The organism is Blautia obeum ATCC 29174, assembly GCF_025147765.1.
Taxonomy (GTDB): Bacteria; Bacillota; Clostridia; order Lachnospirales; family Lachnospiraceae; genus Blautia_A; species Blautia_A obeum.
The window spans coordinates 305527-331677 of sequence record NZ_CP102265.1 but is presented as its reverse complement, the minus strand read 5'-3'; the positions used below and the strand labels follow the sequence as shown (position 1 = coordinate 331677).

Sequence of the window (26151 nt, the reverse complement as noted above, 5' to 3'; positions counted from 1 at the left end):
ATGGCAAGAGCATTTGGAATTGTCACATCTTCCGGAACCCATATCAAAGTAGAAGGACTTCAGCAGTATCGTCCAATCGGTGCTTTTTCCTTCCTTGGAAGATATCGTGTCATTGACTTTCCTATTTCAAATATGAGCAACAGCGGTATCGACCGCATCCAGGTATATGTAAGAACCAAGCCACGTTCTCTGGCAGAACATCTCGGAACCGGACGTCATTACAACATCAACTCCAAACGTGGCAAGCTGCAGCTTATGTTCGCTCAGAACAGTTCCGAAAATGATGTATACAATACAGATATCGCATCATTTTATGAAAATATTGAATTCATTGAAAGAATGCATGAGCCATATGTGATCATCGCGCCATCTTACATGGTATATGCAGAAGATTACAGGGAACTTCTTCAGACACATATTGATTCCGGTGCTGATATCACACTCCTGTATCATTCTGTGGACAATGCAAGAGAAAAATTCCTGAACTGTGATATTCTGAATCTGAACAAACAGAAAGGTGTTGAATCCATCGAAAAAAACCGTGGAAGTGCCCAGAAACGCAACATCTTCATGGATACATATGTTATGAGTAAAGAGCTTTTCATTGAACTGATCAAAAAAGCCCGGAAAATTTCTTCGATGTACACTCTGCCTCAGATTGTCAATGAATCTTCTGCGGATCTCGATATCCGCGGTGTTTCACACAGAGGATATTTTGCATCCATTACTGACTTTAACAGTTATTACAACGCAAATATCTCTCTGATCGACATCAAAACTGCAGAAGGACTGTTCAATCCGGAATGGCCAATTTATACCAAAACCAACGATTCCTGCCCGACCCAGTATCTGGAAGGTGCATCTGTCAAGAATTCTGTTATCTCCAATGGCTGTCTGATCGAAGGAACAGTCGAAAATTCCGTTATCGGACGTGGATGCCAGATCAAAGCCGGTGCTGTCATTAAAAACAGCATTGTATTGTCTCATACTGTTGTCGGCGAGAATGCTCATCTTGAAAATCAGGTAATGGATAAATGGGCCAAGGTCATCCACGGCAATGAGATCATCGCAGAAGAAGGACATCCTGGATATATCCGCAGAGAAGATGTTCTTTAATCAGAATATGCCATTAATTAAAATCATTCTTTAACCTCAAAAAGCGCAGTCGCATTTATTACGACCGCGCTTTTTACTTTACTTTATAGGAAATTACTCCGTAATGTTCCAACAATTCAGCCTCTGTATTATTTTTCCGTCATTGACATATATTCATAATTAAGAAGCAGTTTTTTCTTTCCGCACTGCTCACGATATTGACTGAAAATACGTTCCATGATATTTGGAATTGTTTTTTCATCTGGTTCAAACAGAATGATCAGATACTGCATGGAACTGTAACGCGTGCACACATCAACCTTTCGTATTTTTTGTCGTATTGCCTGCTCCATACATTCCAGTGCATATTCTATGTCTTCGATATTTAATACAGAATCCGCTTCCGTTTCCAGCGTTACCATCACCAGATAACAATGACATTTGTATCTTTTTTCCATACTATTCATATATTCATATATCTTGGCGAATTCACGATAATCCAGCTCAAGTGCCCCGGAATAATCGCCGCTGGCGCTCAGTGCTTTGGAAACCAGTGTCAGATCTTTTCCTGTTCCATAGCCAACAATCTTTTCCCCTTCCATCTGTTGATAGAAGAAAAAGCTTCCTTTTCCATTCTGTTTCACATAATACAGGGCCTTATCTGCCTTTGAATAGCATTCTTCAAAAGGATCTCCTTTATTTACTTCACAGATTCCGGCAGAAACAGAAGCACAACGGATCGCTACATCCTTTTCCTTGCTCTGTTCAAATTTTTCCTGGATTTCTGTGACGATCTCTGTTATCTTTTCTTTTGAAACGTTCGGCACAAACATCAGGAATTCATCCCCACCCAGGCGGCAGACAACGGAATGATGTGCATATTCCATCAAGAAAGATCCAAGTAATTTCAATGCTCTGTCTCCTGCTTTGTGTCCATAAAGGTCATTCATCTTCTTGAGGTTATCCATGTCAAGAAATACCAGATAACCGCTGTCCTGCTGCATAAACTGTGCCGCAAGCTTTTCACCACGATTTCTCATTGGCAATCCTGTCAGAAAATCAAATCCTTCACTGTCTTCCTGTGTTTTCATTGTTATCATTACAGTGGAGATGAACTTTTCAATTTCTGCTTCCATATTCAGAAGATTATCTTCTTTATCTGCAAGCTTGCCGTCTTCTCTGATCACTACGCGACCTTCATTCAACATTTTCAGAAAGACTCCTGCGATCTTGGGGTCAAACTGTGATCCACAGTTTCTGGATATTTCATTATATATAACTTCATCTCCAAGCGGATTTCTGTAAATCCGCCTTGACTTCATAGCATCATAACAGTCTGCTATGGCTATAACTCTTGCATACAGCGGAATTTCTTCGCCCTTCAATCCATCCGGATACCCCATACCATCGTATCTTTCATGATGGCTTCGAGCCACCTCTTTCACATGATCGATCAACGTAATATTTTTTAGTATCTCTGCTCCAATGACGGTATGCTCTTTAATTACCTGAAACTCTTCTTCCGTCAGTCTGGTTGGCCTGTTCAGAATGTTATCCGGAATACCGATCTTACCGATATCATGCAGATGTGCTGCATTTTTAAGATTTCTGATTTCTTTTTTATCCCACCCAAGTTCTTCTGCAATCAGAGCTGCGTATTCTGCCACCCGATAAGAATGTCCTCTTGTATACTCATCTTTCGCCTCAATCGTTGTGGAAAGTGTCCGCATCATCTGCAGTGACATGGTTTCCATCTGTTTCCTGCGCTTATTTAACTCTGCTCTCTGACGGCGGCTTTCCACTTTCTGGATATTTTTGATCGTTTTCAGCAGGTTTGTGCACAGCAGTATGATCATTCCGATTCCTATAAAGATTCCTGATGCGGAAACTCTGAAATAAACCAGGCTCGACTCTGCTATAATAGCGATCATTGCCAATATAATACTGAAAAAAGTATATTTTTCTGACACATATCCTCTTTTCAGGTCACAGACCATCGTAATGAACCCAATCAGAACGCTGCCTGCAAGGATCACATGGGCAACAGGAAGTGTCTCGATATAATCCGCAATCCCAAGAATATGAAGTGCTGAACAGATCAGAGCATTCAGAAATGCTATGCTTTCTACCACTCCAAATACTTTCCGGTATCTTCCTTTCTGCAGCGTATCCATATAATATCCGATTGCGATCGGACTTAACATGATCATTACAAAACACAGCGTTGCAAGTGCTGACGGATTCGGAAAAAACAGCTGCCGCATCTTGGACTCACCAAGCATCCAGATTGCTGCCATAAAAACGCACCAGCCCAGATATTCCATATCAAATTTCGTCTGATAGGCAATCCCGAGAGAAAACCCAAAAATGATCGTAATGATTCCGGCAAACAACAAAAAAAGAGCAATGACAGTCTCCAGTCCATACGTCTGAAACAGATACCCCCAGATTGCTGCCTCATCTCCACAATAAACAGTATTTACCACTCCAGAATATTTTGCTGTATTTGTGGTAAGTTCAATACGCACTTCTTTTCCTGCATCATCTTCTGATGTCGGACAGAACACATAACAGCTTGCTGAGTTTTTTCCGACAAGTCTAGTCCCTGATGTATCATATTCCATTCTCAGTTCTCCATCCACATAAAATCGGACCGACTGAAGTGATGAACGGATTGCCAGTGTATTCTCATGATAATCTTCCGGCAGTCTGGTCAGGATAGTCATCGTATCCTTTGCTTTTACATCATACTGTCCCGGAACGCTGATCTTTTCACTGCTTCCATCTGATTTCTGCCAGGTAAAAGTTCCCTGGTAAATAAGATTTTTTCTGTTGTATTTCCATCCCTTTCATTCTGTCCAAAAAACTGCAATGCTATGATACAGAGCAGACTTAATATCATCAGAATATAGAACAGAAATCTTTTTCTGCTGCTTACGGTATAATTATTTTTCAAAACTTCTCCTCCCTTTGTCATTGAACCCTAAGAAGTTTTATTTTATATATTTTACAATATAAAAAGCCACCGCACAAGAGTGCGGCGGCTTTGTTCACATATTCTTCTTTTTATAGAAGAATCGTGATCGTCAATCCTTTTCCGTTTTTATTTTCTGCGGTAATTTTACCTTTATGCGCCTGTACGATTGCTTTTGCAACTGACAGGCCAATACCAGATCCACCTGTACCTGAATTTCTTTTTTATCTGTAATATTGTCTACCGTCCAGTCCAACAAGAATGAGCTCCACTCCCTCAATGATCATGAAGCCTCCTACAAGCACACCCATGGAAAGGATCGTGATCATCGGCCGGAAGATCAGAAGGATTCCAACGAGCAGACCAAGGATATTCAGAATCAGTGAAATCGTATAATAAGTCATTCCGTAATGCATCTTCATATACTGCAGATGAGAAAGTCTGGAAATACAATGCGCAATAATCCAGATTGGAAGAATCATTGCAAGCGCCCAGTTTCCTGCTTCCGGATGCGCCGCGAGCATAAATCCGGCCATCACACTCAGGATTCCTGTGACAAGTGAAACTATCGGTCCAAACCCGGTAAAGTGTTCCATTTTGACATACAGAACAATATCCCCAATTCCGCTTAAGATTGCAAGCACACCACACAGAATCACGATCCAGGTAAGTACCCCTACCGGCTGACGCATGATTACAACACCAAATATGATCAGAATGATACCCACGATTAATTCAAACCATCCAATATCAGATCGTCTGTTCATCTGCATCCGCCTCCTTCTTCTCAGCTCCTGATTCTATTTTCGTTTCTGTATTTGTCTCTTTTTTTGCCTCGCCATTCAGGATTGCCATAAATTCATCTCCTGTGATCGTCTCTTTTTCATAGAGATAATTGGATAACTCATCCAGTTTCTGACGGTTATCAAGAAGAATTTTTTTCGCTTTCTCATGCTCTCTCTTAACCAGTTCCACAACCTTACGATCAATCTCATTCTGCGTATCCGCAGAGCATGCCAGGGATGCGTCACCGCCAAGATACTGATTTGTCACGGTTTCCATAGCCACCATATCAAAGTCATCACTCATACCATAGCGGGTGATCATGGCCCGGGCAATCTTGGTTGCCTGTTCAATATCATTGGATGCGCCGGTTGTTATCTCACCAAATACCACTTCCTCTGCAGCACGGCCACCGGTAAATGTTGCAATCTTATTTTCCAGTTCCTGCTTTGTCAGAAGATATTTGTCTCCCTGCTCTACCTGCATGGTATAACCAAGCGCACCAGAAGTTCTTGGAATGATCGTAATCTTCTGAACCGGTGCAGAATGTGTCTGCATTGCTGCTACAAGAGCGTGTCCAATCTCATGATATGCGACTACCTTTTTCTCCTGATCTGAAAGTACCGCATTTTTCTTCTGATATCCTGCAATAACAACTTCAATACTTTCTTCCAGATCTGCTTCTGTGACTACTTCACGATTATCACGAACAGCACGAAGAGCTGCCTCATTTACAATATTGGCAAGCTCTGCACCGGAAGCTCCTGAGGCCATTCTTGCGATCGTATGGAAATCCACATCGTCAGAAAGCTGAACTTTTTTTGCATGTACTTTAAGGATTGCTTCACGACCTTCAAGATCCGGAAGTTCTACAGGTACACGGCGGTCAAAACGGCCCGGACGGGTCAGTGCCGGGTCAAGAGATTCCGGACGGTTGGTTGCTGCCAGAATAATAACACCGTTATTTCCCTCAAAACCATCCATCTCAGTAAGCAGCTGGTTCAGAGTCTGCTCACGTTCATCGTTTCCACCTGCCATCTGTCCGTCTCGTTTCTTACCGATAGCATCGATCTCATCAATGAATACGATACAAGGTGCTTTTTCCTTTGCCTGTTTAAAGAGATCACGAACCTTGGAAGCACCCATACCAACAAACATTTCCACAAATTCAGAACCGGACATCGAGAAGAACGGTACATTGGATTCTCCGGCTACTGCTTTTGCCAGCATGGTTTTACCGGTACCTGGAGGGCCGACAAGCAGAACACCTTTCGGCATGGAAGCTCCCACCTTGGTGTATTTCTCCGGATTATGCAGATAATCAACGATTTCCTGCAGATTTTCTTTTGCTTCTTCTTCACCGGCTACATCACTGAAGCGGATACCTTCGGTTGACGGTACATAAACTTTGGCATTGCTTTTTCCCATTCCAAATGCCATGGAATTCTTACCGCCCATCTGATTCATCATTTTGCGGCTCAGGTACTGTCCCAGGGCAATAAAGATGATCAGAGGAAGTACTCCTGTCAGCAGAAAGCCTGCAACCGGTGACAGTTGCTGATCGATCTCTTTTGAGAATTTTGCACCAGCCTTGTAAAGACGTTCTGTCAAAGTCGGGTCTTCCATCACGCCTGTTTTATAGATGGTATTTTTATCATCTTTATCTGTAAAAAGGATCTGATTATCCTCAATCTGGACATCATCAATCTTTTTATCTTCGATCTTCGACATAAAAGTTCCATAATCGACTTCTTTGACCATTGTTTTTGTGAGCATCGGGGTTACAAGCACATTAAAAACAATTATGATCAGAAGCACGATTCCATAATAATAAAGTAACGGCTTCTTTGGCGATTTTACTTCTTTCATTCGTGTCTCCTCCGATTTTTCTTCTTTTTATATATTATAATTCCAGTTTCTGTCCTTTTGTATAGACAAAAAAAGAAAAGTGTTCGGTTTTTCCACACTTTTCCTTTTCTGTCCCAGATATTTTTCTTTTCCTGCGCGCCTTTTTCTATATAATGTAGGAAAAGTGAAAGAAGTGAGTCGCGTGATATTTCAATTCAGAACTTACGAAAACGGGCGTATCTTGTTTCGAGAAGCTCTTCCTCGGAAAGAGATGTATATTTTTGAAGGAAAGTACAGATTTTATCGTTCAGGCGTTCAGCCACCTGCCACATACTTTCCGGTGTCAGATTCTCCGGTTCAGGAATCACCTGCTCAATGATTCCTTTCTCATACAGATCCGATGCTGTCAGTTTCATGACCGCGGCAGCTTCTTTTGCCTTAGTACTGTCCTTCCAGAGAATACTTGCAAATCCTTCCGGTGAAAGAATAGAATATATGGAATTCTCCAACATCCATACCTGATCACCTGCTGCCAGGGCAAGTGCCCCACCGCTTCCACCTTCTCCTGTCACAATAGACAGAACCGGTGTTTTCAGTCCGGCAAGCTCCCAGAGATTACGGGCAATAGCCTCGCCCTGTCCTCGTTCCTCTGCCTCGATACCACAGAAAGCTCCCGGCGTATCCACAAAACAGATTACCGGACGCTGAAACTTTTCTGCCTGCTTCATCAGGCGCAGCGCCTTGCGATATCCTTCCGGCATCGGCATGCCGAAATTGTGTGCAATGTTTTCTTTGGTGTTGGTTCCTTTTTCCTGCACGATAACAGTGACCGGTTTTCCATGAAATTTTGCGATTCCACCAATGATTGCCTTATCATCTCCGTAATTTCGGTCTCCATGAAATTCCATAAAATCCGTAAAAAGTGCTTCTATATAATCACTGCCGGATGGACGGTCAATCTTGCGTGAGATCTGTACACGATCCCAGGCTGTGAGGTAAGGGTTGATGCCAGCGTTAATCAGACTGGAATCTCCTTTGTCGGAGTTACCCTTGTCAGAATCACACTTGTCATTTACCAGGTTTTCAAAACCTGCTTCAGAATCACTCGAGTGATGTAATTCAGCTGCATCCGTTCTGATCCTGTTTTCTGTTTTCCAGGATACCGCATGTATCTCCAGGATCTTACCAAGTGTTTCCCTCAGATTCTCACGCCTTACAATATCATCTACAAAACCATGCTCAACCAGAAATTCTGCTCTCTGAAATCCTTTCGGCAGTTTCTGACGAAGAGTCTGCTCAATGACACGCGGACCTGCGAAACCGATCAGTGCACCTGGTTCCGCCAGAATGATATCCCCCAGCATCGCAAAACTTGCCGTCACACCACCTGTCGTAGGTTCTGTCAAAACACTTACATAAAGCAGTCCGGCCTTGCTGTGACGTTCCAGCGCCGCGGAAGTTTTTGCCATCTGCATCAGAGATGTGATCCCTTCCTGCATTCTGGCACCACCGGAACAGGCAAAAATGATAACGGGAAGTTTTTCCTCCGTTGCACGTTCTACTGCTCTGGTGATTTTTTCGCCAACTGCCCAGCCCATGCTTGCCATCAGGAATCTTCCATCGCAGACTGCGATCACAGTATCTCTGCCATTTATTTTGCCTTTGCCTGTGACAACAGCCTCTTTGAGCCCGGTCTTCTCCTGAAGTGCCTGTACTTTTTCCGGATACCCTTTGTAATTTACAGGATTTCCACCGATCAGATCCTGATTCCATTCCTCAAAAGTTCCCTCATCGATCACCATCTGGATTCTGCGATATGCATGTACGCGGAAATATCCTCCGCATTTCGGACAGATATAATATCCCTGTTTTACATCTTCTGCAATGATGGCAGCTCCGCACTTGTTACATTTACGAAGAAGTCCTTCCGGTACCTCCGGCCTGGAAGCACGGACCGCACTATGGCTCTGTATTCTGGAAACAATTCTTGTCTTTTTGAACATGTTATCCAACTTCATGATCGTTCACTCCTGTTAATACCAAAACTATACGTTACTGTTCACTCCGTTTACAGTAACACTTTATTTATCTGCTTCCATTCTTTCGATGAATTCTACATCTGTATTTCCTGACTGAAAATCCGGATGATCCAGGATTTCATACTGATAGTCTACATTGGTATCGATTCCCTCTATGATCACTTCACCAAGCGCACTCTGCATCTTACGGATTGCTTCGGTACGGTTCTTCGCCCACACGATCACCTTCGCGATCATGGAATCATAATACGGTGGGATCGTATATCCACTGTACACAGCGGAATCAATACGGATTCCTTTTCCTCCTGGAAAATACATGTCCGTGATCGTTCCTGGTGACGGACGAAAACCTTTGGATGGATTTTCTGCGTTGATCCGGCATTCAATCGCATGCCCTGTCAGCTGAATATCTTCCTGCTTACAGGATAGTGGAAGCCCGGATGCAATGCGGATCTGCTCTTTGACAAGATCCACACCTGTCACCCACTCCGTAACCGGATGCTCCACCTGAATTCGGGTATTCATTTCCATAAAATAAAATCTGCCTTCTTTATCAAGAAGGAATTCAATCGTTCCGGCATTTTCATACCCGGCTGCTTTTGCCGCTTTCACCGCTGCCTCTCCCATTCTGGCACGAAGTTCATCGGAGATCACCTCACATGGGGACTCCTCGATCATCTTCTGATGATTTCTCTGAATGGAACAATCACGTTCCCCCAGGTGAATTACATTACCGAATTTATCTGCCATGATCTGAAATTCAATATGTCTTGGATGACGTACAAAATGCTCCACGTACATCGTAGAATCGCCAAAAGCCATCTGCGTTTCTTTCTGTGCGGTACGGAAACTTTCTTCAAAATCTGCCGGTGTATCAGCAACTCGCATTCCCTTGCCGCCTCCACCAAGAGCAGCTTTGATGATGACCGGATAACCGATCGTTTCGGCTTCCTTCATTCCCTCTTCTACTGTATAGATTGGATTTTTGCCACCAGGAATGATCGGAACCCCTGCATTTGCCATTGTATTTTTTGCCGCCTGCTTGTTTCCAAGACTTGCGATCACAGTTGACGGCGGCCCGATAAATGTAATATTGCACTGTTCACAGAGTTCCGCAAAACGACTGTTTTCGGAAAGGAAACCAAATCCCGGATGAATTGCATCCGCACCTGTAACGATCGTTGCACTGATGATATTTTCCATGCTGAGATAGCTCTCGGATGACGGTGCCGGTCCGATGCAGACTGCCTCATCCGCAAGCTGAGTATGAAGTGCATCTCTGTCTGCCTCTGAATAAACAGCAACCGTCTCTATTCCCATTTCTCTGCATGCGCGGATGATCCGTACTGCAATCTCCCCTCGATTCGCAATCAGCACTTTTTTAATCATAGTGTGTCACCTATCCAATCATAAAAGTCAGTTCTGCATCAACTACCACTTTGCCGTCAACACTTGCAACTGCATGACCGACACCAACCGGTCCTTTGCATTTGATGATCGTTGTTTCCAGACGAAGTTTATCCCCCGGAACAACTTTTCCACGGAATCTGCAGTTCTTGATCCCGCCAAAGTATGCAATCTTGCCTTTGTTTTCTTCCAGGCTTAAGATTGCCACAGCGCCTGTCTGCGCAAGAGCTTCCACCATCAGGACACCCGGCATTACCGGTTCCTGTGGGAAATGTCCTTTAAAAAAGTCCTCACGGAAAGTCACGCATTTATAACCGACAGCAAATTTGCCCGGCTCATAATCCTCGATATAATCCACAAGAAGAAATGGATGTCTGTGAGGAAGAATCTGTTCAATTTCTTTTACTCCTAATTTATTCATAATCTATACTCCTACAATGGAAACTTCGTTTATCCACATTAATTTCTCTGTACATTCGAATGATCCACATTTTTTCAGGTTTATACCCTGAATTTATGCAATCCGGAACAACGGCTGTCCATACTCCACTGCCTGTCCGTTTTCCACATAAATTTCCGCAACTTTACCGTCAAAATCACTTTCAATCTCGTTCATCAGTTTCATTGCTTCCACGATGGCAAGCGTCTGACCTTTTTTGACCTGATCTCCAACAGAAACAAACGGATCTGCATCCTCGGCAGGTGCTGCATAAAAAGTTCCCACAAGAGGAGATTTTATAAGCATACCCTCTGGTTCACCATCTGCAATATCTTTCTCTATCTTTTCTTCTGATTCCGTGATCTGTCCCAACGGCTGCACTGTTTGGAGTCCCATAACCGGTACATTTGAAGAAGTGCCAGAAACCACAACGGTTTCTTTTTTCTTCTTCAGTCGGATGCGGGTACCATTTTCTTCGTAATCAAAATCTGTCAGTTCAGAATCTGATACTGTTTTTATTAATGTAAGAAGATTTTCAAATTCCATAATTATCAACCCTCATATTTCTTTACAAGAAGTGTCGCATTGTGTCCGCCAAAGCCAAGAGAATTGCTCATTGCATAATGGATCTCTTTTTCTACCGGAGCACCGATCGCATAGTTCAGATCACACTCTTCGTCCGGATCTGTTGTTCCAACTGTCTGGTGGATAAATCCCTCTTCCAGAGATTTAACGCAGGTCACAAATTCCACTCCACCGGCTGCACCAAGAAGATGTCCGATCATGGATTTTGTAGAATTTACAACCAGATTTTTTGCCGCATCTCCAAATGCTTTGTGGATCGCTCTTGTCTCAAACAGGTCATTGTGATGCGTACTCGTTCCATGCGCGTTAATGTATTCTACCTCAGATGGCTGAACACCAGCTTCTTCCATTGCAAGCTCCATTGCTCTGGCTGCGCCTGCTCCGTCCTCTGCAGGAGAAGTGATGTGGAAAGCATCTGCTGTTGCACCGTAGCCAACCAGCTCGGCATAGATTCTTGCTCCTCTTGCCTTCGCATGCTCCAGTTCTTCAAGAACTACGATTCCGGCACCTTCTCCAAGTACAAAACCACTTCTGTCTTTGTCAAATGGAATAGATGCTCTTGCGACATCTTCGGTCTTGGTCAGTGCTGTAAGTGCGGTAAAGCCAGCCACTCCTGTCGGACAGATACAACTCTCGGTTCCACCTGCCAGCATGATTTCCGCATCCCCATACTGAATTGCACGGAATGCATCACCAATGCTGTGTGTTCCGGATGCACAGGCTGTCACAACATCTGTACATTTGCCGCGGAGTCCCAGCTGAATAGAAATATTTCCTGCAGCCATGTTGGAGATCATCATCGGAACCATCAGTGGATTTACTTTTCCAGGTCCCTTGGTGAGGATCTTTTCATAGTTGTTTTCTACCTGCGGAAGACTTCCGATACCAGAACCAACAATAACACCCACACGGAAAGAATCCTCTTTTTCCATATCAAGGCCAGCATCCTCAAAAGCTTCTTTTGCTGCTGTCACTGCATACTGGCAGAATGGATCCATACGTCTTGCGGCTCTCGGATCCATATGATCTTTTGCATTAAAATCCTTAACTTCTGCTGCGATCTTTACCTTGTAATCTGTTGTATCAAATTTTGTGATCGGTCCGATGCCGACTTTTCCTTCACGGATTCCTGCCCAGAAATCCTCAACATTATTTCCAATAGGAGTAACGGCGCCAAGTCCGGTTACAACTACTCTTCTCTTACTCATATGACCATTCCTCCATCAACCTGAATTACCTGTCCGGTAATGTATGCTGCATCGTCAGATGCCAGAAAAGCTACTGCTTTTGCAATGTCTTCCGGTCTGCCGAAATGTCCCAGCGGAATCTGTGCAGCAGATGCTTTTTTTACTTCTTCAGATAATACTGCTGTCATCTCTGTCTCAATAAATCCCGGAGCAACGGCATTTACCGTGATTCCTCGGGAGGCAAGCTCCCTTGCCGCACTTTTGGTCATACCAATAATTCCTGCTTTGGATGCCGCATAATTTGCCTGTCCGGCATTTCCTGCGATCCCTACAACAGATGCCATGCTGATCATACGTCCTGAACGCTGACGGAGCATCTGTCTGGAAACAAAACGCATCATATTGAAAGTTCCCTTGAGGTTGATATCGATCACCTGATCAAAATCTTCTTCTGACATTCCCATCAGAAGTCCGTCTTTTGTGATTCCGGCATTGTTTACCAGAATATCAATGCTTCCATGAGTTTTTACAATGTCCTTTACGGCACTTTCACAGGCTTTATAATCCGCAACATTCCACTGTCTGATCTCAGCCTCGCCGCCTTTTTCCTCAATCTCTTTCTGCACTTCTCGTGCCCGTTCCTCAGAACCGTTATAATTGATTACAACTGCTGCACCTCTGGAAGCAAGCTCCAGGGCAATGGCTCTTCCGATTCCTCTGGAAGCACCTGTTACAACAGCAACTTTCTTCTTACTCTGCTCTGCCACTTATTTCTCTCCTCTCGGCATCTGCTGTGACCAGATGTACCTTTATCCGGTCTTATCAAATTTTATTTCAATTCCTCACACACCTGAACTGCTTCTTCCCAGCTGCCAATGTGATAAGCTTTTACATTTTTATCAATCTTACGAAGGAAACCTGTCAGGGTTTTGCCAGGTCCGATCTCAACGAAGGTGTCCACCCCTTCACGGATCATGGTTTCCACACTCTGCTGCCAACGGACAGATCCACTGACCTGTTCCACCAGAAGCCCTTCGATTCTTCCACAGTCTGTGATCACTTCTGCATTAATGTTCGCCACATATGGGATCTTCAGAGGATTCATGCTGACTCTGGCAAAAACCTTTGCCAGCTCTTCTCCTGCAGGTCTCATCATCGGTGAATGGAATGGTCCGCTCACTTTAAGCGGAAGTACTCTTCTTGCTCCTGCTTCTTTTAAAGCAGTTCCTGCCTCAGCAACCGCAGCTGCCTCACCAGTAATAACGATCTGTCCCGGGCAGTTGTAGTTTGCAATAGAAACGCCCTCTCTGCCATTTAAGACATTTTCGATCACTGACGCATCCATACCAAGTACTGCAGACATTGCACCGCTTCCTTCCGGTGCTGCATGCTCCATAAAGATTCCTCTGGAGCGTACCGTACGGATTGCATCCAGGTCACACATACCGCCAGCCACAGCAATCGCACAGTATTCACCAAGACTCAAACCTGCTGTCATATCCGCATGAAGTCCCATGGATTCAACAGCTCTTGTCATTGCCAGACAGGCAGTCACCATTGCAACCTGTGTATATTCTGTTTTATCCAGAAGATCATTTTCTTCAAAGCAAAGCTTCTTAAGGTCGAGATTCACTGCCTCAGATGCCTGGTCAAATATTGTCCTGGATAAAGGACTTTTCTCATAAAAGTCTTTTCCCATTCCAACTGCCTGCGCGCCCTGTCCCGGATAAATAAAAGCAATCTTACTCATTTACACTTACTCCATTCATCAGTCTGCATGCATCGGATACAGTAGATTTAATAATATCCTCACAGGAACGTTCCTCTTTGATCATACCTGCGATCTGTCCTGCCATCAGGCTGCCATTCTTAGCGTCACCCTCCTGAACTGCTCTTCTGAGACTGCCAAGAGTCATCTTTTCCAGTTCCTCAAACGGTGCGCCCTCTTTTTCCATTTCCAGATATTTGCGTGCCATATCATTGCGAAGAACACGGATCGGATGTCCCGTACTTCTGCCTGTTACACGGCTGTCGATGTCTTTTGCTTTAAGAATACTGTTCTTATAATTTTCATGGATCACAGATTCCTTAGATGCTGCAAAAATAGTTCCCATCTGGATTCCTCTGGCTCCCAGCATAAAGGCTGCTGCCATACCTCTGCCATCTGCAATTCCGCCCGCTGCGATCACCGGGATATTCACTGCATCGACAACCTGCGGAACCAGTACCATTGTGGTAAGCTCTCCAATATGTCCTCCGGCCTCAGTACCCTCGGCAACGACTGCATCTGCGCCGCAGCGCTCCATACGTTTTGCAAGTGCTACTGATGCAATGACAGGAATAACCTTAACTCCGGCTGCCTTCCAGTCTGCCATGTATTTTTCCGGACTTCCTGCACCTGTTGTCACTACTTTGATGTCCTCTTCCAGGATTACCTTTGCAATCTTGTCTGCTTCCGGATTCATCAACATGATGTTCACACCAAATGGTTTGTCAGTCAGCTTTTTTGTCTCGCGGATCTGTTCTCTTACCCACTCTGCCGGTGCACCGCCTGCGGCGATCAGCCCAAGGCCACCCGCATTGGATACGGCTGCTGCCAGATGATAGTCTGCAACCCAGGCCATACCGCCCTGGATCACCGGATACTCAATTCCTAATAATTCTGTGATCTCTGTCTTCATAAATTTATGTCCTCTCGATCAGCCAGGTTGACGATTACGCCTGATGCTCTGTCAGATAGTTCATTACATCTGCAACTGTTGTGATCTGCTCAAGATCCTCGCTTGGGATTTCTACAGAAAATTCTTCCTCGAATGCCATTGCAAGCTCAAAGAGATCCAGGGAATCTGCATGAAGATCATCTTTAAAAGATGTCTCTGCTGTGATTGTTGCTGCGTCTGCTCCTAAGTTTTCTGCTGTAAGTTCGATAATTCTTTCTAACATTTTTGTTTTCTCCTTTTTCTGTTTTAATTAAATTTATATAATTTGGGTTTCAGATTTCACTTTTATGATGAAATTCTGTTCCCCTTTTTGCCAATGTTATATGGTCTCTATTCTTCTGTATCTATTTAATATTGAGATATCGGATATCTACGAATTGCTTCATCACTCCGTGATGTCCCAGTCCAGCACGCTGGCTCCCCAGGATAATCCTGCTCCAAATCCTGCCAGGACCAGTTTCTGTCCCTTTTTCAGGACACCTTCTCGATTCAGTTCATTCAGCAGAATCGGAATGCTCGCGGATGAGGTATTTCCATAATCCTGAAGATTCATTGGAAATTTTCCAATATCCAGACGAAGTCGCCTTGCAACCGCATCTACGATTCGCGCGTTTGCCTGATGAAGAACAAACCAGTCGATATCCTCAAGGAAAAGCTCGTTTCGCTCAAGGACTTCCTGTATCACCTGCGGAACCTTGCGGACTGCAAACTGGAAAACATCCTTGCCATTCATGGTAATGTATTCTGTTTTTGTTTCTTTTGGATCCTGATCAATACTGCGTGCTCTTCCAAGCACTCCCGGTCCGGTCAATGCCGGTCCGCCTCGTCCATCGGAATGTGAAACCGGCTGATAGCTTTTTCCTTCCTTCGCCTGAAGAAGAACCGCTCCGGCTCCATCTCCAAACAAGATGCAGGTTCCACGGTCAGTCCAGTCAACAATGCGTGAAAGACTCTCGCTTCCAATGATCAGAATCGTACGGTAGATTCCAGATGCTATGTACGCCTGCGCTGTATTGTAAGCGAAAAGAAATCCACTGCATGCAGCATTGAGATCAAATCCAACGGCACCCAAAGCTCCAAGAGCCTCCTGTACCTGGCAGGCTGTACATGGAAAAACCCGGTCAGCTGAGCCGGTAGCCACCAGGATCATATCGATTTCTTCCGGTGAGATTCCGGCCTCTTCGACTGCTTGGCGACCGGCCTCAACAGCCATGGAAACAGTTGTTTCCTCTTCTGCTATATGACGCCGTTCCACACCTGTCCGCTCCCGGATCCACTCATCACTGGTCTCAACAAAACCAGCAATCTCGTCATTATCCATGACTCGCTTTGGAACACAGGCTCCCGTTCCGCGGATGACACCGGTTAAGGTCTGTTCTTTATTCATAATAATTGTTTCCTCATATTCCTGATTTGTTTTGAGTTTAGAATATTTTGATTATCAAAGTATATATCCAAAAAAATTAGTTGTCAAGCATAATTTCAACAATTATTTTCTCTTTCCTTTATTTCTTTTTCTCATTTGTACGAATCAGACCAAACTCCTGAAACATGCTGAAGATATATGAGATTCCAAAGATCTGCCCGATTGATTTTGGTCCGCGGTATTCCGGAGGAAGAAGATATGCTGCTCCATTGATTTCTTTGAATTTCATCTCGGCGAGGACTTTGTGGAATGCCAGCATCACGGAGCTTCTGGTCAGGGTCTTGCTTGTCTCCTTACGTGAGATCAACAGTTCTCCACTGTAGTCTCCGTTTTTCTTATGTTTTACCGTGTAGGAGAATTCCAGACCGGAAAGCGTGTAAAATGTTTGATTCTGGTATGCGAGCACCCCCGCCCAGAGAAGCCCCTCTAGCTCCTCCATATTCCTTTGCTCCACGATTGCCTGATGGAGTTCCTCAATGACTGCTGTATTTGCTGACATAACGCTCCGCCTCTTCCTTCTGAACTTTTTCTGCTCTTCTTCTGCTCTTTCTTGTGACATGCTCCCACCACTTAAATCTCTGATTTTGAAGTGGGGGCTTCTTGCTCAATGGCTCTACTGAGCCAAGTATCTACAAGCTATCCTCGCGTGCCCCGCGATTTTTTTGCCCGGACACGGGCATATTTTCTTTCTTATTATCCGGATACGGACAGTTTATGCTGCCAGCATCCTTCTTGCCTCTTCGCGGATGTTGATTGCTGCATTTCGATCTCTATCCATCTCATTCCCACACGTACAGTGATAAACTCTTTCGGATAATTTCAGCTCTTTTTTTATCTTTCCGCATTTACTGCATTTTTTGCTTGAAGGGAAAAAGCGGTCTACCTTTATTAATTCTTTTCCCTTCCATTCAAGCTTATATTCCAGCATATTCCGGAACATCCCGTATCCATTATCCTGTACACTTTTCCCAAAATGCAGACACTGGCTCATCGCTTTCATATCAATATCTTCTACCGCAACTATATCGTATTGGTCTGCGATCCTGCGGCTCAGTTTATGCAGATAATCTCTTCTCTGGCTGCGTATTTTTTCATGACATCTGGCAACTTTCTTTTTCTGCCGCACATAATTGTGGCTCCCTTTTACACATCTTGACAGTTTACGCTGTTCCCTTGCCAGCCTTTTTTCATTTTTTCTGAAGAACCCTGCTTTTTCAAGCTCGATCTCTTCTGAAAACACTGCCATCCCCTGCATCGCATAATCAATCCCCAGTATTTTTGCATTGCTGTAATCCTTATCTGCTGCTTGGTTTTCGCAGCTGTATCCTTCATACAGCAGGCTTGCAAAATACTTTCCAGATGACTCCATACTGACTGTCACTGATTTCAGACGACAGTTTTCTGCAGGCTCCCTGTGTTTTTTCATGGAGATCCATTTTAATTTCGGAAGCCGGATCCGGTTACCTTCTACCAGAATATTTCCGTTGACCACATTTGTTGTGTAGCTGTTTTTGGAATGATGTTTTGACTTGAAACGCGGAAATCCAACCTTCGGATCACGAAAAAAGTTCTTATATGCTTTCTCCAGATGAAGCTGAACATTTGCCAGAGCCAGCGAATCAACTTCTTTCAGAAATGAATACGTTTTTTTATACATAGCTGGTGTATTCTTTAACATCGTTTTTGACTTTTTATACTCCTGGATCTTGTCATTAAGCATCTGGTTGTACAGAAAACGACAGCAGCCAAATGTTTTTCCAAGGAGTATCTTCTGTTCTTCTGTTGGATAAATCCGGAAACGATATGCTATGTTCAATTCTTTTTCTCTCCCTGGGTTTCGATGTATTGACGGATCACTTCTACTGGCGCCCCTCCTGCCGTCAAAAGGCAGAAACTCTGGCTCCAGAATGCTTCTTTCCAAAGTTTTTCCCGGATTTCCGGATACTCTTTTTTCAGCAGCCTACTGCTGGCACTTTTATAAGCATTGATAAATTTACTGAGTTCTGTTTTTGGCTGTGCTCGAAACATTACATGCACATGGTCAATATCATGATTCCATTCTTCCAAAACAATTCCATACCGTGGGGCAATATATTCCCATATTTCCTTTGCTCTTTCTGAAATTGGATCATTGATAACTTTTCTTCGATATTTTACCACCATAATCAAGTGATAATACATCAAGTACACTGAATGTGCATTGTGATCCATATTTTCCATAAAACCAGCCCTTTTTTGAATAATTACCTTATCTTATCGACTGATTCTATTATACCATGGATTGCGTTGCCAAACAAATGTTCTTTTTTATTTTTTACAATTCATCTCCCACCTGTAGAGGAAGGAGAATTCTTGCTATATATTATGTTAAACATACCCATACCAGCCATGATTGTCAACAGGTGTCTTTTATATGTTTTTGTCAGAGTCGAATTACGCTTCCCTCTGTACCTTCCTTCTACAGCTGTCCTGGGGACTGCATTTGCAATTTTTCCCATTTGCAGATTACCCCTGCGCTATACTTGTGACCACATTTCCTTTTTTTCTCATTTGTAGATTATCTCCTGCTCTATACTTGTGACCGCATTTGCAATTTTTCCCATTTGTAGATTATCTCCGCGCTATACTTGTGACCGCATTCACAATTTTTCCCATTTGTAGATTATCTCTGCTCTATATTTGTGACCGCATTCGCAATTTTTCTCATTTGCAGATTATCTTCCCCTCCGAACCAGTGACCGCATTCACAATTTTTCTCATTTGCAGATTATCTTCTGCGCCACACCTCCCCTACGACTGTGTCTGGGGATGCTTACAGGCAGGATTATCCCCCCAGGAGGCTTGTTTTCCCCCTCCATTTTGTTAAAATAAAGACAACACAAACAACTATGTTATCTCCCAAATAAAGTGCATGACCTCCACATATTGATGCACATTCAATTCAACCCATAAAAAAAGTACTTCCAAATCCGCGGGAAGTACCTTTTTTTATAATATTACTACCTTCTGAACAGTTATAATACTTTCAATTCATGCTCTTCATTCATAACTGCAAAACGCGTTCCCAGATTTTCCGCAAGCTGGCGATTGTGTGTGATCGTGATCAGCGTTTTTCCTGCATTATGAAAGTTTTTAAGAAAATCCAGAAGCATATCCTGCGTCTTCTCATCCAGACCGGCAAGCGGCTCATCCAGGATCAACACCTCCGGATTCAGGGAAAGAATACATGCAAGAGAAACCTTTCGCTTCTCACCTCCGCTCAGATGATACGGTGGTCTTTCTCTAAGCTTTTCAATTCCAAACAGACGAAGACAATCCTCTGTTCTCTCCCTGACTTCTGCCTCCGAAAGCCCCATCTGAATCGGTCCAAACGCAACTTCCTCTTCCACGCTTCCGCAAAACAGCTGTGTATCCGCGTTCTGAAAAACATATCCCATCTGCTGGTGAAACCACTTTGCAAACTGCCTGTCTTTCAGCGCTTTTTCTGTAATCTCATGGCCTTTATATAAATAATGCCCTTCTGATGGAAAAATAATCCCGTTCAATAATTTGATAAGCGTTGATTTGCCGCATCCATTCGGTCCCTGAATTACCAGTGACTCTCCCTTTTCGATATGAAGATTCACATATCGAAGTGCAACTTCATGTTCATATGCAAAACATACTTTTTCAAGTGTGATCATGCTTCTTCCCTTTCTTTAAAAATCTCGGACTACATATTTACATTCAAATATAAAAACAGGCAAATACCACACACCATCATCAGAATACCCAAAACATCCTGCAAACAAAGTCTGTACTTCTTGCTCATCTGATATTCTCCTGTGAATCCCCTGCAGCACATAGACGCATACATTTCTTCTGCCATCTCACTGGATTTCAGGAATGTGATTCCAAGTACTCCGGAAAAAGATTTTGCCTTGTCCGGGTTTTTTCCCACCGATCTGAGCCCGACAGATGTCAGAATATCCACGCAGATTTCTCCAAGAACAGAAATATATTTCAGCGTAATATCCAGTGTAAAAATAAACAGTGACGGAATCCGGAAAGTTCGCATACTGGCTGTAAGTTTATTCCAGGATGTCCCAGCCGACAATATTCCAACCAAAGTTACCGATACATACACCCTGGCTGTAATATTCGCCAGTGTCTGAGGATTCCCCATAAAAACTGCCGGCAAAAGAAGAAACACAGAAATCATTACTGCACCTGCTGTTTCACTTAAAACCTGCCGTATTGCTGCTGCCGGAAAAAGTGCCAGTCTGACAGTTACTGCTGCACACATGATCAATACAAATAAATAATTTCTCGCAGATGCTGTCAGTATAATATATATTAGCGTATAAAATAATTTAAGAGAAGGAGTAGCAGAAAATCTGCCATCCTTCCCTTCATGAAATCTTAGCTTTCCAAGTACAGACAAAACAGACTTTGTGCTCTTAGTCAAAAATGCTTCTTTATCCTTCGACGGAGTATATTCTTCCTGCTGGCACATCCATTCAGGAATTTCTGTTTTTTCTGTTCTGTAATCGTTCATTATTAATTATGCTGCTTTCTTTTTAAAATCAACTTTATCCTTCATAAGAGAAGAAATAATTTTGAAGAAAATTACCAGAAGAGCTACTCCAACAACTGCCGACAGAATATATCCTGTCCATTCCGGCATACCTGCCATCGAATAATCCGGGAACAGTGTTGAAAGCTCAAATCCACTCTCCATACCAGACGGAGTATATCCCAGCTGAGCGCCGCCACTGACAAGTGTCGCCATCTCATCCACACCCCATTCTCCCCAGGCAGTACCTGTTGCGAGAAGTCCGATCGGTGTCAGAACGATAAGTACTCCAATTAATATGTACAGTGGTTTGAACGAAGATTTATCCGGAACATTGTTCAGTGCTGCAGGTGAAACTTTTTCTACAAAAGTCAATACAACTACTGTTAATACAATCTCTGCCAGGCCAAATAACGTAATGTGTCCGACCATCATTGCCGGTATGGACACACTTAACGGATATGGACAATACAGCGCCTGACCTGCTGCATTTTTAAACAGCAATGGCTGGATACCAAATTCAACAGCTGCACAGAATGCCGCTGCATTGATTCCTATATATGCACCGATCGCTGCACTGAGTTTACGCTTGCCTGTCTTTTTCAGAAGTAACTGATACAGGAAAAATCCCAGATACGGCAGTACAAAAGCCATGTTGAAACAGTTTGCTCCAAATGCAAGAATTCCACCGTCTCCAAAAAGCAGTGCCTGGATCAGCAACGCAATGGATACCGATATGCACCCGGCCGCCGGACTGCCGGTAAGAATTGCGATAAGAGTTCCGCCTACCGCATGTCCTGTCGTACCTCCCGGAAGCGGTACATTAAACATCATTCCAAGAAACGAAAATGCTGCACCAATTCCCAGTAACGGCATCTTTGCCTTAGGTATCTCCGTTCTGATCTTATTGATCGAATATCCCCATGCCGGAAGCATGGCTGCCGTCATTACCGCACATGTTGACGGACTTAAATAGTTCTCAGGTATATGCATAGATATACTTCCTTTCCCTGTGAAAACTTTATTTTATTCGGCGCGCACCTCGTAATTAACTGTATTCTATCACTGTGTTAAAGTATCGACAACCACCCCGGGGGGATATCTATATATTCATATACAGCATAAATAACGTTCTTTTTTTCATAGGTAATAATCCCCCCGGGAGGCTTGTTTTTACCCCCTGTTTTGTTAAAATATAAACAACACAAAGAATTGTGTTATCTCCCAAATAAAGTGCATGACCTCCACATATTGATGCACATTCAATTCAACCCATAAAAAAAGTACTTCCAAATCCGCGGGAAGTACTTTTTTTTATAATCTCTCACACACTCCGCTCAGAAACTGCTGTCCCAGGAATATCCAATCTCTTCTGCAATCTTTTCTGCAATAGAAACATCCAGATTATCACTGATCAGAGCAAGCGTCATATCCATTGCAGCCACCGTCGTACTACAGGAATAATATTTTCCATCAGAAATCCATTTCTCACCGTCTATGTAATCAATTCCAACCGTAAACATCCTCTTCCAGTTTTCATCATACGCATAATCGGCCACCTGTCTGTGGAACAAAAGCCCCGTCCTTGCCAACAGCGCAGAGGCATTCTGAACCATCATGCAAAAAGATGCCTCCTCCACCGCCTGTTTCAGCAGCTGCTGGCCATTTTCTCCCTCCATATGAAGAAAGCTCTTAACTCCCGTTCCGCCCGGGATCAGGAAAATATCCTCAATCTCCACCGGATTCAGCGGTTCTGTCCAAATTTTCATTTCCTGTTTTCCTGTGATCAGACCCCCGCGCAGAGAAATAAAACGCACATAGAAATGCTCCGGTACACGCCCAAAAATCTCCACCGGACCAAACGCATCCATCACTTCAAAATCATCAAACAGAAAAACATTGACTACCATAGTTCCTGCCCTCCAACTATTATTTGCTACTTATTATAGTAATTGCCCTATAAAACCGACTCAATCAGTCTCTTCGTATAATCCATTTTCGGATGATCAATGATCTCATCCGGACTTCCGTATTCTACTGTCTTTCCATGATAAAGAACCAGAACTTTGTCACAAAGTGCCTGTACCAGTGCAAGATCATGACAGATCAGCAGAAATGACAGATTTTCCTTCTCTTTCAGTTCAATCAGAAGTTCCAGTATCTGTTTCTGCACGGTTACATCCAGTGCACTGGTTGCTTCGTCACAAATCAGGATTTCCGGATCTACTGCAAGAGCCCTGGCAATCGCAGCTCTCTGGCACTGACCTCCGCTGACCTGATGAGGATAACGGTCAGCAAATTCCTTTTCCAACCCGCACTTTTCCAGAAGATTTTCCACTCTTTCACGAGTTTCCCTGCGGCTTATCCCCATATTCCGGAGACTTTCCCCAATTCCATCACCCAGCGTACGTCGCGGGTCAAACGATTCCATCGGCATCTGAAAAACCATCTGCATGTCCTGGTAGATATCACGCAGTTCTTTGCCTTTTGCATTTGTGATGTTTTTTTCATCGAGGAAAATCTGACCTCCTGTAACTGGTTCAAGATGTGTGATCATTTTTGCGATCGTACTTTTGCCACTGCCGGATTCGCCTACGATTCCCAGGCATTCACCTCGCTGCAGTTCAAAGCTGACATCATCCACTGCAGTCATGGACTTTTTTCCTGATATAAATACTTTTTTGAGATGCTCAGCTTTCAGGATAATGTCTGTCATTTCAACGCACCTCCTGATTCTCTGCCCGCTTCAGATGAAGCACCGAACTCATCAGTTTCTTTGTATACGGATCTTTCGGATGATCCAGAACAGCCTCAGTTTCTCCATACTCCCTTGCCTGTCCGTTCTGAAGCACCAGTATTCTGTCTGCCATCATCCTTACAACACCGATATTATGAGTTACAAGAATCATCGCGGTATTGTATGTTTTGCGCATAAACAGAAGTTCTTCTGCCACCTGCTTCTGCACGGTCACATCCAGCGCACTGGTAGGCTCATCTGCAAGAAGCAGGTTCGGATGCAGGATCATGGCCGTACAGATTCCCACTCTTTGGTTCATTCCACCCGAAAGTTCAAACGGGTAGCTGTCCAGCACACGGTCACTGTCATCCAGACCGATTTTTTTCATAATCTCTCCTGCACGTTTCCGTGCTTCCTTTTTGCTGATTTTCTCATGTTCAGACACTGCTTCGTATATCTGTGCTCCAATCGTCCGTACAGGACATAATGCGGCTTTACAGTCCTGAAATACCATTCCGATCTCTGTTCCCAGAAGCTTACGAAGTTTTTTTTCGCTCATGTCTGTAAGATTTTCACCTTTGTACCAGATATCGCCTCTTGTAACCAGACCTTCTTCTCCCAGAAGTCCCATGATTGCTTTTATGATCGTACTTTTGCCGCTTCCGGACTCACCCACGATTCCAAGGATCTCGCCCTGCTTTACTTCAAAGCTGACATCCTCTACCATTGGTTTTCCATTATAAGAAATTGTCACATGCTCTACACGAAGCAAAGAATTCATAATTTATTTTCTCCTCAGAAATTTTATTCTACATCCAGGTCAGCAGTGATCTCATAGTAATCGCATGGATGTGCTGCCATTCCTGTAACATTTGATTTTGTCACGATTCCCATGTTCAAATGTGATACGAAAAAGAATGCATCATCATCCAGGATATCCTGCTGGAGTTCTACTGCAAGCTTTGCTCTTTCATCTTTGTCGAAAGTCTGATGAAGCTGGTCTGTCAGCTTTGTTACTTCTTCATTCTGATATTTTCCATAGTTTTTGGCACCTGTAACTGTACTGGTAAAGAAGTATTCCGGATCACCGGTCGGTGCTGTAGTTGTTGAGCTTACATATACATCAAAATCTCCACTCTTTGCAATTGTCATGTGGTCAGATGTATTGTTTACAACTACATCAATTCCGATATCTTTCAGCGTAGCCTGTGCATACTCAGCAAGCTTCGGCTGTTCCAGACGGGTCGGATAAGTCAGCCAGTTGATACTGAGCTTCTGTCCGTCCTTGTCTACATATCCATCACCGTCAGTGTCTGTCCATCCAGATTCTTCAAGAAGCTTCTTGGCTCCGTCCGGATCATAGGAAACAGTTTCTACTGCATCATTTCCATAAGAAAAGCTGCTCGGGAATGCTGCCTTGGCCGGCACTCCACGCCCCTGCATGATCACAGAACAGAAGCCTTCTTTATCGATTCCCATCTCAACAGCCTTGCGGATATTCTGATCCTGCATAAGCTCTGATTCCATATTAAACTGTCCAAAGAAACAGCGACTGGTCGCGCAGGAATTGATGGTATAATCCGGATTATTTTCAAACAACGGATAGTTATCATACTGCAGTCCATATGTACCCTGGATGTCCCCTGTCTGCAGTGCTGCAGTCAGCGCACTTCCGTCTGCAAAGGATTTTACTGTGATATTATCAACCTTTACATCGCCGCCCCAGTAGTCTTTATTTTTGACCAGATCGATCTGGGTAGGAGTTACATTTGTCGCAACATATGGACCTGTTCCAGCTACATTTGCAGAGCCGCTCTCACCCTGAATTCCATATTCCATATCAATGATCGCACCATATGGATCGCCAAGATAATTGATGATTGCCGGGCATGGTTCTGTAGTATAGATGGTAAGTGTCAGTCCGTCTGCATCGATATGATCGATCTTCAGATCATAAGGTGCACGGTCATGAACTGCAATCAGATCTTCCAGACATTCCTTGACAGCCTCTGCATCCATAGTGCGTCCACTGGAGAATTTTACCCCGTCACGAAGTGTGATCTTTACGGTTGTATCATCCACAAATTCATAATCTGTTGCCAGCCACGGCTCTACTTCCATGTTGTCATTGTATTTGAAAAGGGTTTCACCAACGCCATAACGAAGTGCACTCCATCCGGAATAATTATCATGTGGATTTAATCCGGCATCTCCCATCTCCTCGCTGTATCCGGTTGTTCCATACACGAATGACTTTTCACTCTCTGCCCATACACCTGTGGACATTCCTGCCACCAGCATTGCTCCTGTAAGAATCGCTGCAATTAATTTCTTCTTCATAATAGTTGTTTCCTTT

The 26151-nt window shown here is 43.7% G+C and carries 25 protein-coding genes and 1 pseudogene; 1 reads left to right on the top strand and 25 read right to left on the bottom strand.

Features of this window, described 5'->3' with window-relative positions:
- Positions 1 to 1116 carry a glucose-1-phosphate adenylyltransferase subunit GlgD gene (gene glgD, locus NQ503_RS01510; RefSeq protein WP_005425247.1) on the top strand — a complete coding sequence of 372 codons (1116 nt, stop codon included), beginning with the start codon at positions 1 to 3 and terminating at the stop codon, positions 1114 to 1116.
- Positions 1117 to 1244: 128 nt separating this feature from the next.
- Here glgD and NQ503_RS01505 read toward each other — a convergent pair whose 3' ends face one another.
- From NQ503_RS01505 to NQ503_RS01385, 25 genes and pseudogenes are all read right to left on the bottom strand, one after another.
- Positions 1245 to 3821: an HD domain-containing phosphohydrolase gene (locus NQ503_RS01505; RefSeq protein ID WP_022387849.1), complete on the bottom strand. Its 2577-nt coding sequence runs from the start codon at positions 3819 to 3821 to the stop codon at positions 1245 to 1247.
- 14 nt (positions 3822 to 3835) lie between these two features.
- Complete coding sequence (locus NQ503_RS01500; protein ID WP_227190348.1) at positions 3836 to 4051, bottom strand: hypothetical protein; 216 nt, start codon at positions 4049 to 4051, stop codon at positions 3836 to 3838.
- A 110-nt stretch (positions 4052 to 4161) separates the two neighbouring features.
- Positions 4162 to 4278 (bottom strand): annotated as a pseudogene (locus NQ503_RS17680) (ATP-binding protein); the annotation flags it as partial.
- 15 nt (positions 4279 to 4293) lie between these two features.
- The gene (locus tag NQ503_RS01490) at positions 4294 to 4836 is read right to left on the bottom strand and encodes an HdeD family acid-resistance protein (protein WP_022387847.1); all 543 of its coding nucleotides are present in this window, start codon (positions 4834 to 4836) and stop codon (positions 4294 to 4296) included.
- On the bottom strand, positions 4820 to 6721 hold the full coding sequence (gene ftsH, locus NQ503_RS01485) for an ATP-dependent zinc metalloprotease FtsH (RefSeq protein WP_005425239.1): 1902 nt from the start codon (positions 6719 to 6721) through the stop codon (positions 4820 to 4822). The genes NQ503_RS01490 and ftsH overlap by 17 nt, the downstream gene beginning before the upstream one ends.
- Positions 6722 to 6915: 194 nt before the next feature.
- A complete protein-coding gene (locus NQ503_RS01480; protein ID WP_259893037.1) occupies positions 6916 to 8718 on the bottom strand; it encodes an acetyl-CoA carboxylase carboxyltransferase subunit alpha in 1803 nt (600 codons plus the stop codon).
- Between the two features lie 63 nt (positions 8719 to 8781).
- Entirely contained in the window at positions 8782 to 10128 is a 1347-nt protein-coding gene (locus NQ503_RS01475; RefSeq protein ID WP_005425236.1) for an acetyl-CoA carboxylase biotin carboxylase subunit, read from the bottom strand.
- A gap of 10 nt (positions 10129 to 10138) precedes the next feature.
- Positions 10139 to 10567, bottom strand: a complete 429-nt coding sequence (gene fabZ, locus NQ503_RS01470) for a 3-hydroxyacyl-ACP dehydratase FabZ (RefSeq protein ID WP_005425235.1) — start codon at positions 10565 to 10567, stop codon at positions 10139 to 10141.
- A gap of 93 nt (positions 10568 to 10660) precedes the next feature.
- Positions 10661 to 11131, bottom strand: coding sequence for an acetyl-CoA carboxylase biotin carboxyl carrier protein (gene accB, locus NQ503_RS01465; RefSeq protein ID WP_005425234.1), 471 nt, complete (start codon positions 11129 to 11131; stop codon positions 10661 to 10663).
- A 5-nt stretch (positions 11132 to 11136) separates the two neighbouring features.
- Positions 11137 to 12378 (bottom strand): beta-ketoacyl-ACP synthase II, encoded by a 1242-nt coding sequence (fabF, locus tag NQ503_RS01460; RefSeq protein WP_005425233.1) that lies wholly within the window; start codon positions 12376 to 12378, stop codon positions 11137 to 11139.
- Positions 12375 to 13124, bottom strand: coding sequence for a 3-oxoacyl-[acyl-carrier-protein] reductase (fabG, locus tag NQ503_RS01455; RefSeq protein ID WP_044925725.1), 750 nt, complete (start codon positions 13122 to 13124; stop codon positions 12375 to 12377). Before fabG ends, fabF begins: the two co-directional genes overlap by 4 nt.
- Positions 13125 to 13186: 62 nt before the next feature.
- Positions 13187 to 14107, bottom strand: coding sequence for an ACP S-malonyltransferase (fabD, locus tag NQ503_RS01450; protein WP_005425231.1), 921 nt, complete (start codon positions 14105 to 14107; stop codon positions 13187 to 13189).
- A complete protein-coding gene (gene fabK, locus NQ503_RS01445) occupies positions 14100 to 15038 on the bottom strand; it encodes an enoyl-[acyl-carrier-protein] reductase FabK (RefSeq protein ID WP_005425230.1) in 939 nt (312 codons plus the stop codon). The genes fabD and fabK overlap by 8 nt, the downstream gene beginning before the upstream one ends.
- Before the next feature lie 34 nt (positions 15039 to 15072).
- Positions 15073 to 15300 (bottom strand): acyl carrier protein, encoded by a 228-nt coding sequence (acpP, locus tag NQ503_RS01440; RefSeq protein ID WP_005425229.1) that lies wholly within the window; start codon positions 15298 to 15300, stop codon positions 15073 to 15075.
- 162 nt (positions 15301 to 15462) lie between these two features.
- The gene (locus NQ503_RS01435; protein ID WP_005425228.1) at positions 15463 to 16464 is read right to left on the bottom strand and encodes a beta-ketoacyl-ACP synthase III; all 1002 of its coding nucleotides are present in this window, start codon (positions 16462 to 16464) and stop codon (positions 15463 to 15465) included.
- A gap of 118 nt (positions 16465 to 16582) precedes the next feature.
- On the bottom strand, positions 16583 to 17002 hold the full coding sequence (locus tag NQ503_RS01430; RefSeq protein ID WP_022388393.1) for a hypothetical protein: 420 nt from the start codon (positions 17000 to 17002) through the stop codon (positions 16583 to 16585).
- Between the two features lie 213 nt (positions 17003 to 17215).
- A complete protein-coding gene (locus tag NQ503_RS01425; RefSeq protein ID WP_117628856.1) occupies positions 17216 to 18319 on the bottom strand; it encodes an RNA-guided endonuclease TnpB family protein in 1104 nt (367 codons plus the stop codon).
- Positions 18316 to 18723: an IS200/IS605 family transposase gene (gene tnpA / locus NQ503_RS01420; protein WP_005421991.1), complete on the bottom strand. Its 408-nt coding sequence runs from the start codon at positions 18721 to 18723 to the stop codon at positions 18316 to 18318. Before tnpA ends, NQ503_RS01425 begins: the two co-directional genes overlap by 4 nt.
- A 794-nt stretch (positions 18724 to 19517) precedes the next feature.
- On the bottom strand, positions 19518 to 20186 hold the full coding sequence (locus NQ503_RS01415) for an energy-coupling factor ABC transporter ATP-binding protein (RefSeq protein ID WP_005422001.1): 669 nt from the start codon (positions 20184 to 20186) through the stop codon (positions 19518 to 19520).
- A gap of 29 nt (positions 20187 to 20215) precedes the next feature.
- Entirely contained in the window at positions 20216 to 21040 is an 825-nt protein-coding gene (locus NQ503_RS01410; protein WP_005422002.1) for an energy-coupling factor transporter transmembrane component T family protein, read from the bottom strand.
- Between the two features lie 6 nt (positions 21041 to 21046).
- Positions 21047 to 22051, bottom strand: coding sequence for a cobalt transporter CbiM (gene cbiM, locus NQ503_RS01405; RefSeq protein ID WP_044924742.1), 1005 nt, complete (start codon positions 22049 to 22051; stop codon positions 21047 to 21049).
- 344 nt (positions 22052 to 22395) lie between these two features.
- Positions 22396 to 22968 carry a DJ-1/PfpI family protein gene (locus tag NQ503_RS01400; protein ID WP_005422007.1) on the bottom strand — a complete coding sequence of 191 codons (573 nt, stop codon included), beginning with the start codon at positions 22966 to 22968 and terminating at the stop codon, positions 22396 to 22398.
- Between the two features lie 47 nt (positions 22969 to 23015).
- Positions 23016 to 23774 carry an ABC transporter ATP-binding protein gene (locus tag NQ503_RS01395; RefSeq protein WP_005422008.1) on the bottom strand — a complete coding sequence of 253 codons (759 nt, stop codon included), beginning with the start codon at positions 23772 to 23774 and terminating at the stop codon, positions 23016 to 23018.
- A 1-nt stretch (position 23775) separates the two neighbouring features.
- Positions 23776 to 24576: an ABC transporter ATP-binding protein gene (locus NQ503_RS01390; protein WP_005422010.1), complete on the bottom strand. Its 801-nt coding sequence runs from the start codon at positions 24574 to 24576 to the stop codon at positions 23776 to 23778.
- A 23-nt stretch (positions 24577 to 24599) separates the two neighbouring features.
- The gene (locus NQ503_RS01385) at positions 24600 to 26135 is read right to left on the bottom strand and encodes an ABC transporter substrate-binding protein (protein WP_005422012.1); all 1536 of its coding nucleotides are present in this window, start codon (positions 26133 to 26135) and stop codon (positions 24600 to 24602) included.
- Positions 26136 to 26151: the final 16 nt, after the last annotated feature.

What these genes read in the sequence shown, in the direction of transcription:
- fabK (WP_005425230.1), bottom strand. Translation starts at nt 15,038, where the DNA reads ATGAAGACAGAGATCACAGAATTATTAGGAATTGAGTATCCGGTGATC.
- cbiM (WP_044924742.1), bottom strand. Translation starts at nt 22,051, where the DNA reads ATGCATATACCTGAGAACTATTTAAGTCCGTCAACATGTGCGGTAATG.
- accB (WP_005425234.1), bottom strand. Translation starts at nt 11,131, where the DNA reads ATGGAATTTGAAAATCTTCTTACATTAATAAAAACAGTATCAGATTCT.
- NQ503_RS01415 (WP_005422001.1), bottom strand. Translation starts at nt 20,186, where the DNA reads ATGATCACACTTGAAAAAGTATGTTTTGCATATGAACATGAAGTTGCA.
- NQ503_RS01390 (WP_005422010.1), bottom strand. Translation starts at nt 24,576, where the DNA reads ATGAATTCTTTGCTTCGTGTAGAGCATGTGACAATTTCTTATAATGGA.
- NQ503_RS01430 (WP_022388393.1), bottom strand. Translation starts at nt 17,002, where the DNA reads ATGTCAGCAAATACAGCAGTCATTGAGGAACTCCATCAGGCAATCGTG.
- tnpA (WP_005421991.1), bottom strand. Translation starts at nt 18,723, where the DNA reads ATGGAAAATATGGATCACAATGCACATTCAGTGTACTTGATGTATTAT.
- acpP (WP_005425229.1), bottom strand. Translation starts at nt 15,300, where the DNA reads ATGTTAGAAAGAATTATCGAACTTACAGCAGAAAACTTAGGAGCAGAC.
- NQ503_RS01395 (WP_005422008.1), bottom strand. Translation starts at nt 23,774, where the DNA reads ATGACAGACATTATCCTGAAAGCTGAGCATCTCAAAAAAGTATTTATA.
- glgD (WP_005425247.1), top strand. Translation starts at nt 1, where the DNA reads ATGGCAAGAGCATTTGGAATTGTCACATCTTCCGGAACCCATATCAAA.
- NQ503_RS01480 (WP_259893037.1), bottom strand. Translation starts at nt 8,718, where the DNA reads ATGAAGTTGGATAACATGTTCAAAAAGACAAGAATTGTTTCCAGAATA.
- fabD (WP_005425231.1), bottom strand. Translation starts at nt 14,107, where the DNA reads ATGAGTAAGATTGCTTTTATTTATCCGGGACAGGGCGCGCAGGCAGTT.
- NQ503_RS01435 (WP_005425228.1), bottom strand. Translation starts at nt 16,464, where the DNA reads ATGAATAAAGAACAGACCTTAACCGGTGTCATCCGCGGAACGGGAGCC.
- ftsH (WP_005425239.1), bottom strand. Translation starts at nt 6,721, where the DNA reads ATGAAAGAAGTAAAATCGCCAAAGAAGCCGTTACTTTATTATTATGGA.
- NQ503_RS01410 (WP_005422002.1), bottom strand. Translation starts at nt 21,040, where the DNA reads ATGAACGATTACAGAACAGAAAAAACAGAAATTCCTGAATGGATGTGC.
- NQ503_RS01475 (WP_005425236.1), bottom strand. Translation starts at nt 10,128, where the DNA reads ATGATTAAAAAAGTGCTGATTGCGAATCGAGGGGAGATTGCAGTACGG.
- NQ503_RS01505 (WP_022387849.1), bottom strand. Translation starts at nt 3,821, where the DNA reads ATGACTATCCTGACCAGACTGCCGGAAGATTATCATGAGAATACACTG.
- NQ503_RS01385 (WP_005422012.1), bottom strand. Translation starts at nt 26,135, where the DNA reads ATGAAGAAGAAATTAATTGCAGCGATTCTTACAGGAGCAATGCTGGTG.
- fabF (WP_005425233.1), bottom strand. Translation starts at nt 12,378, where the DNA reads ATGAGTAAGAGAAGAGTAGTTGTAACCGGACTTGGCGCCGTTACTCCT.
- fabZ (WP_005425235.1), bottom strand. Translation starts at nt 10,567, where the DNA reads ATGAATAAATTAGGAGTAAAAGAAATTGAACAGATTCTTCCTCACAGA.
- NQ503_RS01490 (WP_022387847.1), bottom strand. Translation starts at nt 4,836, where the DNA reads ATGAACAGACGATCTGATATTGGATGGTTTGAATTAATCGTGGGTATC.
- NQ503_RS01400 (WP_005422007.1), bottom strand. Translation starts at nt 22,968, where the DNA reads ATGGTAGTCAATGTTTTTCTGTTTGATGATTTTGAAGTGATGGATGCG.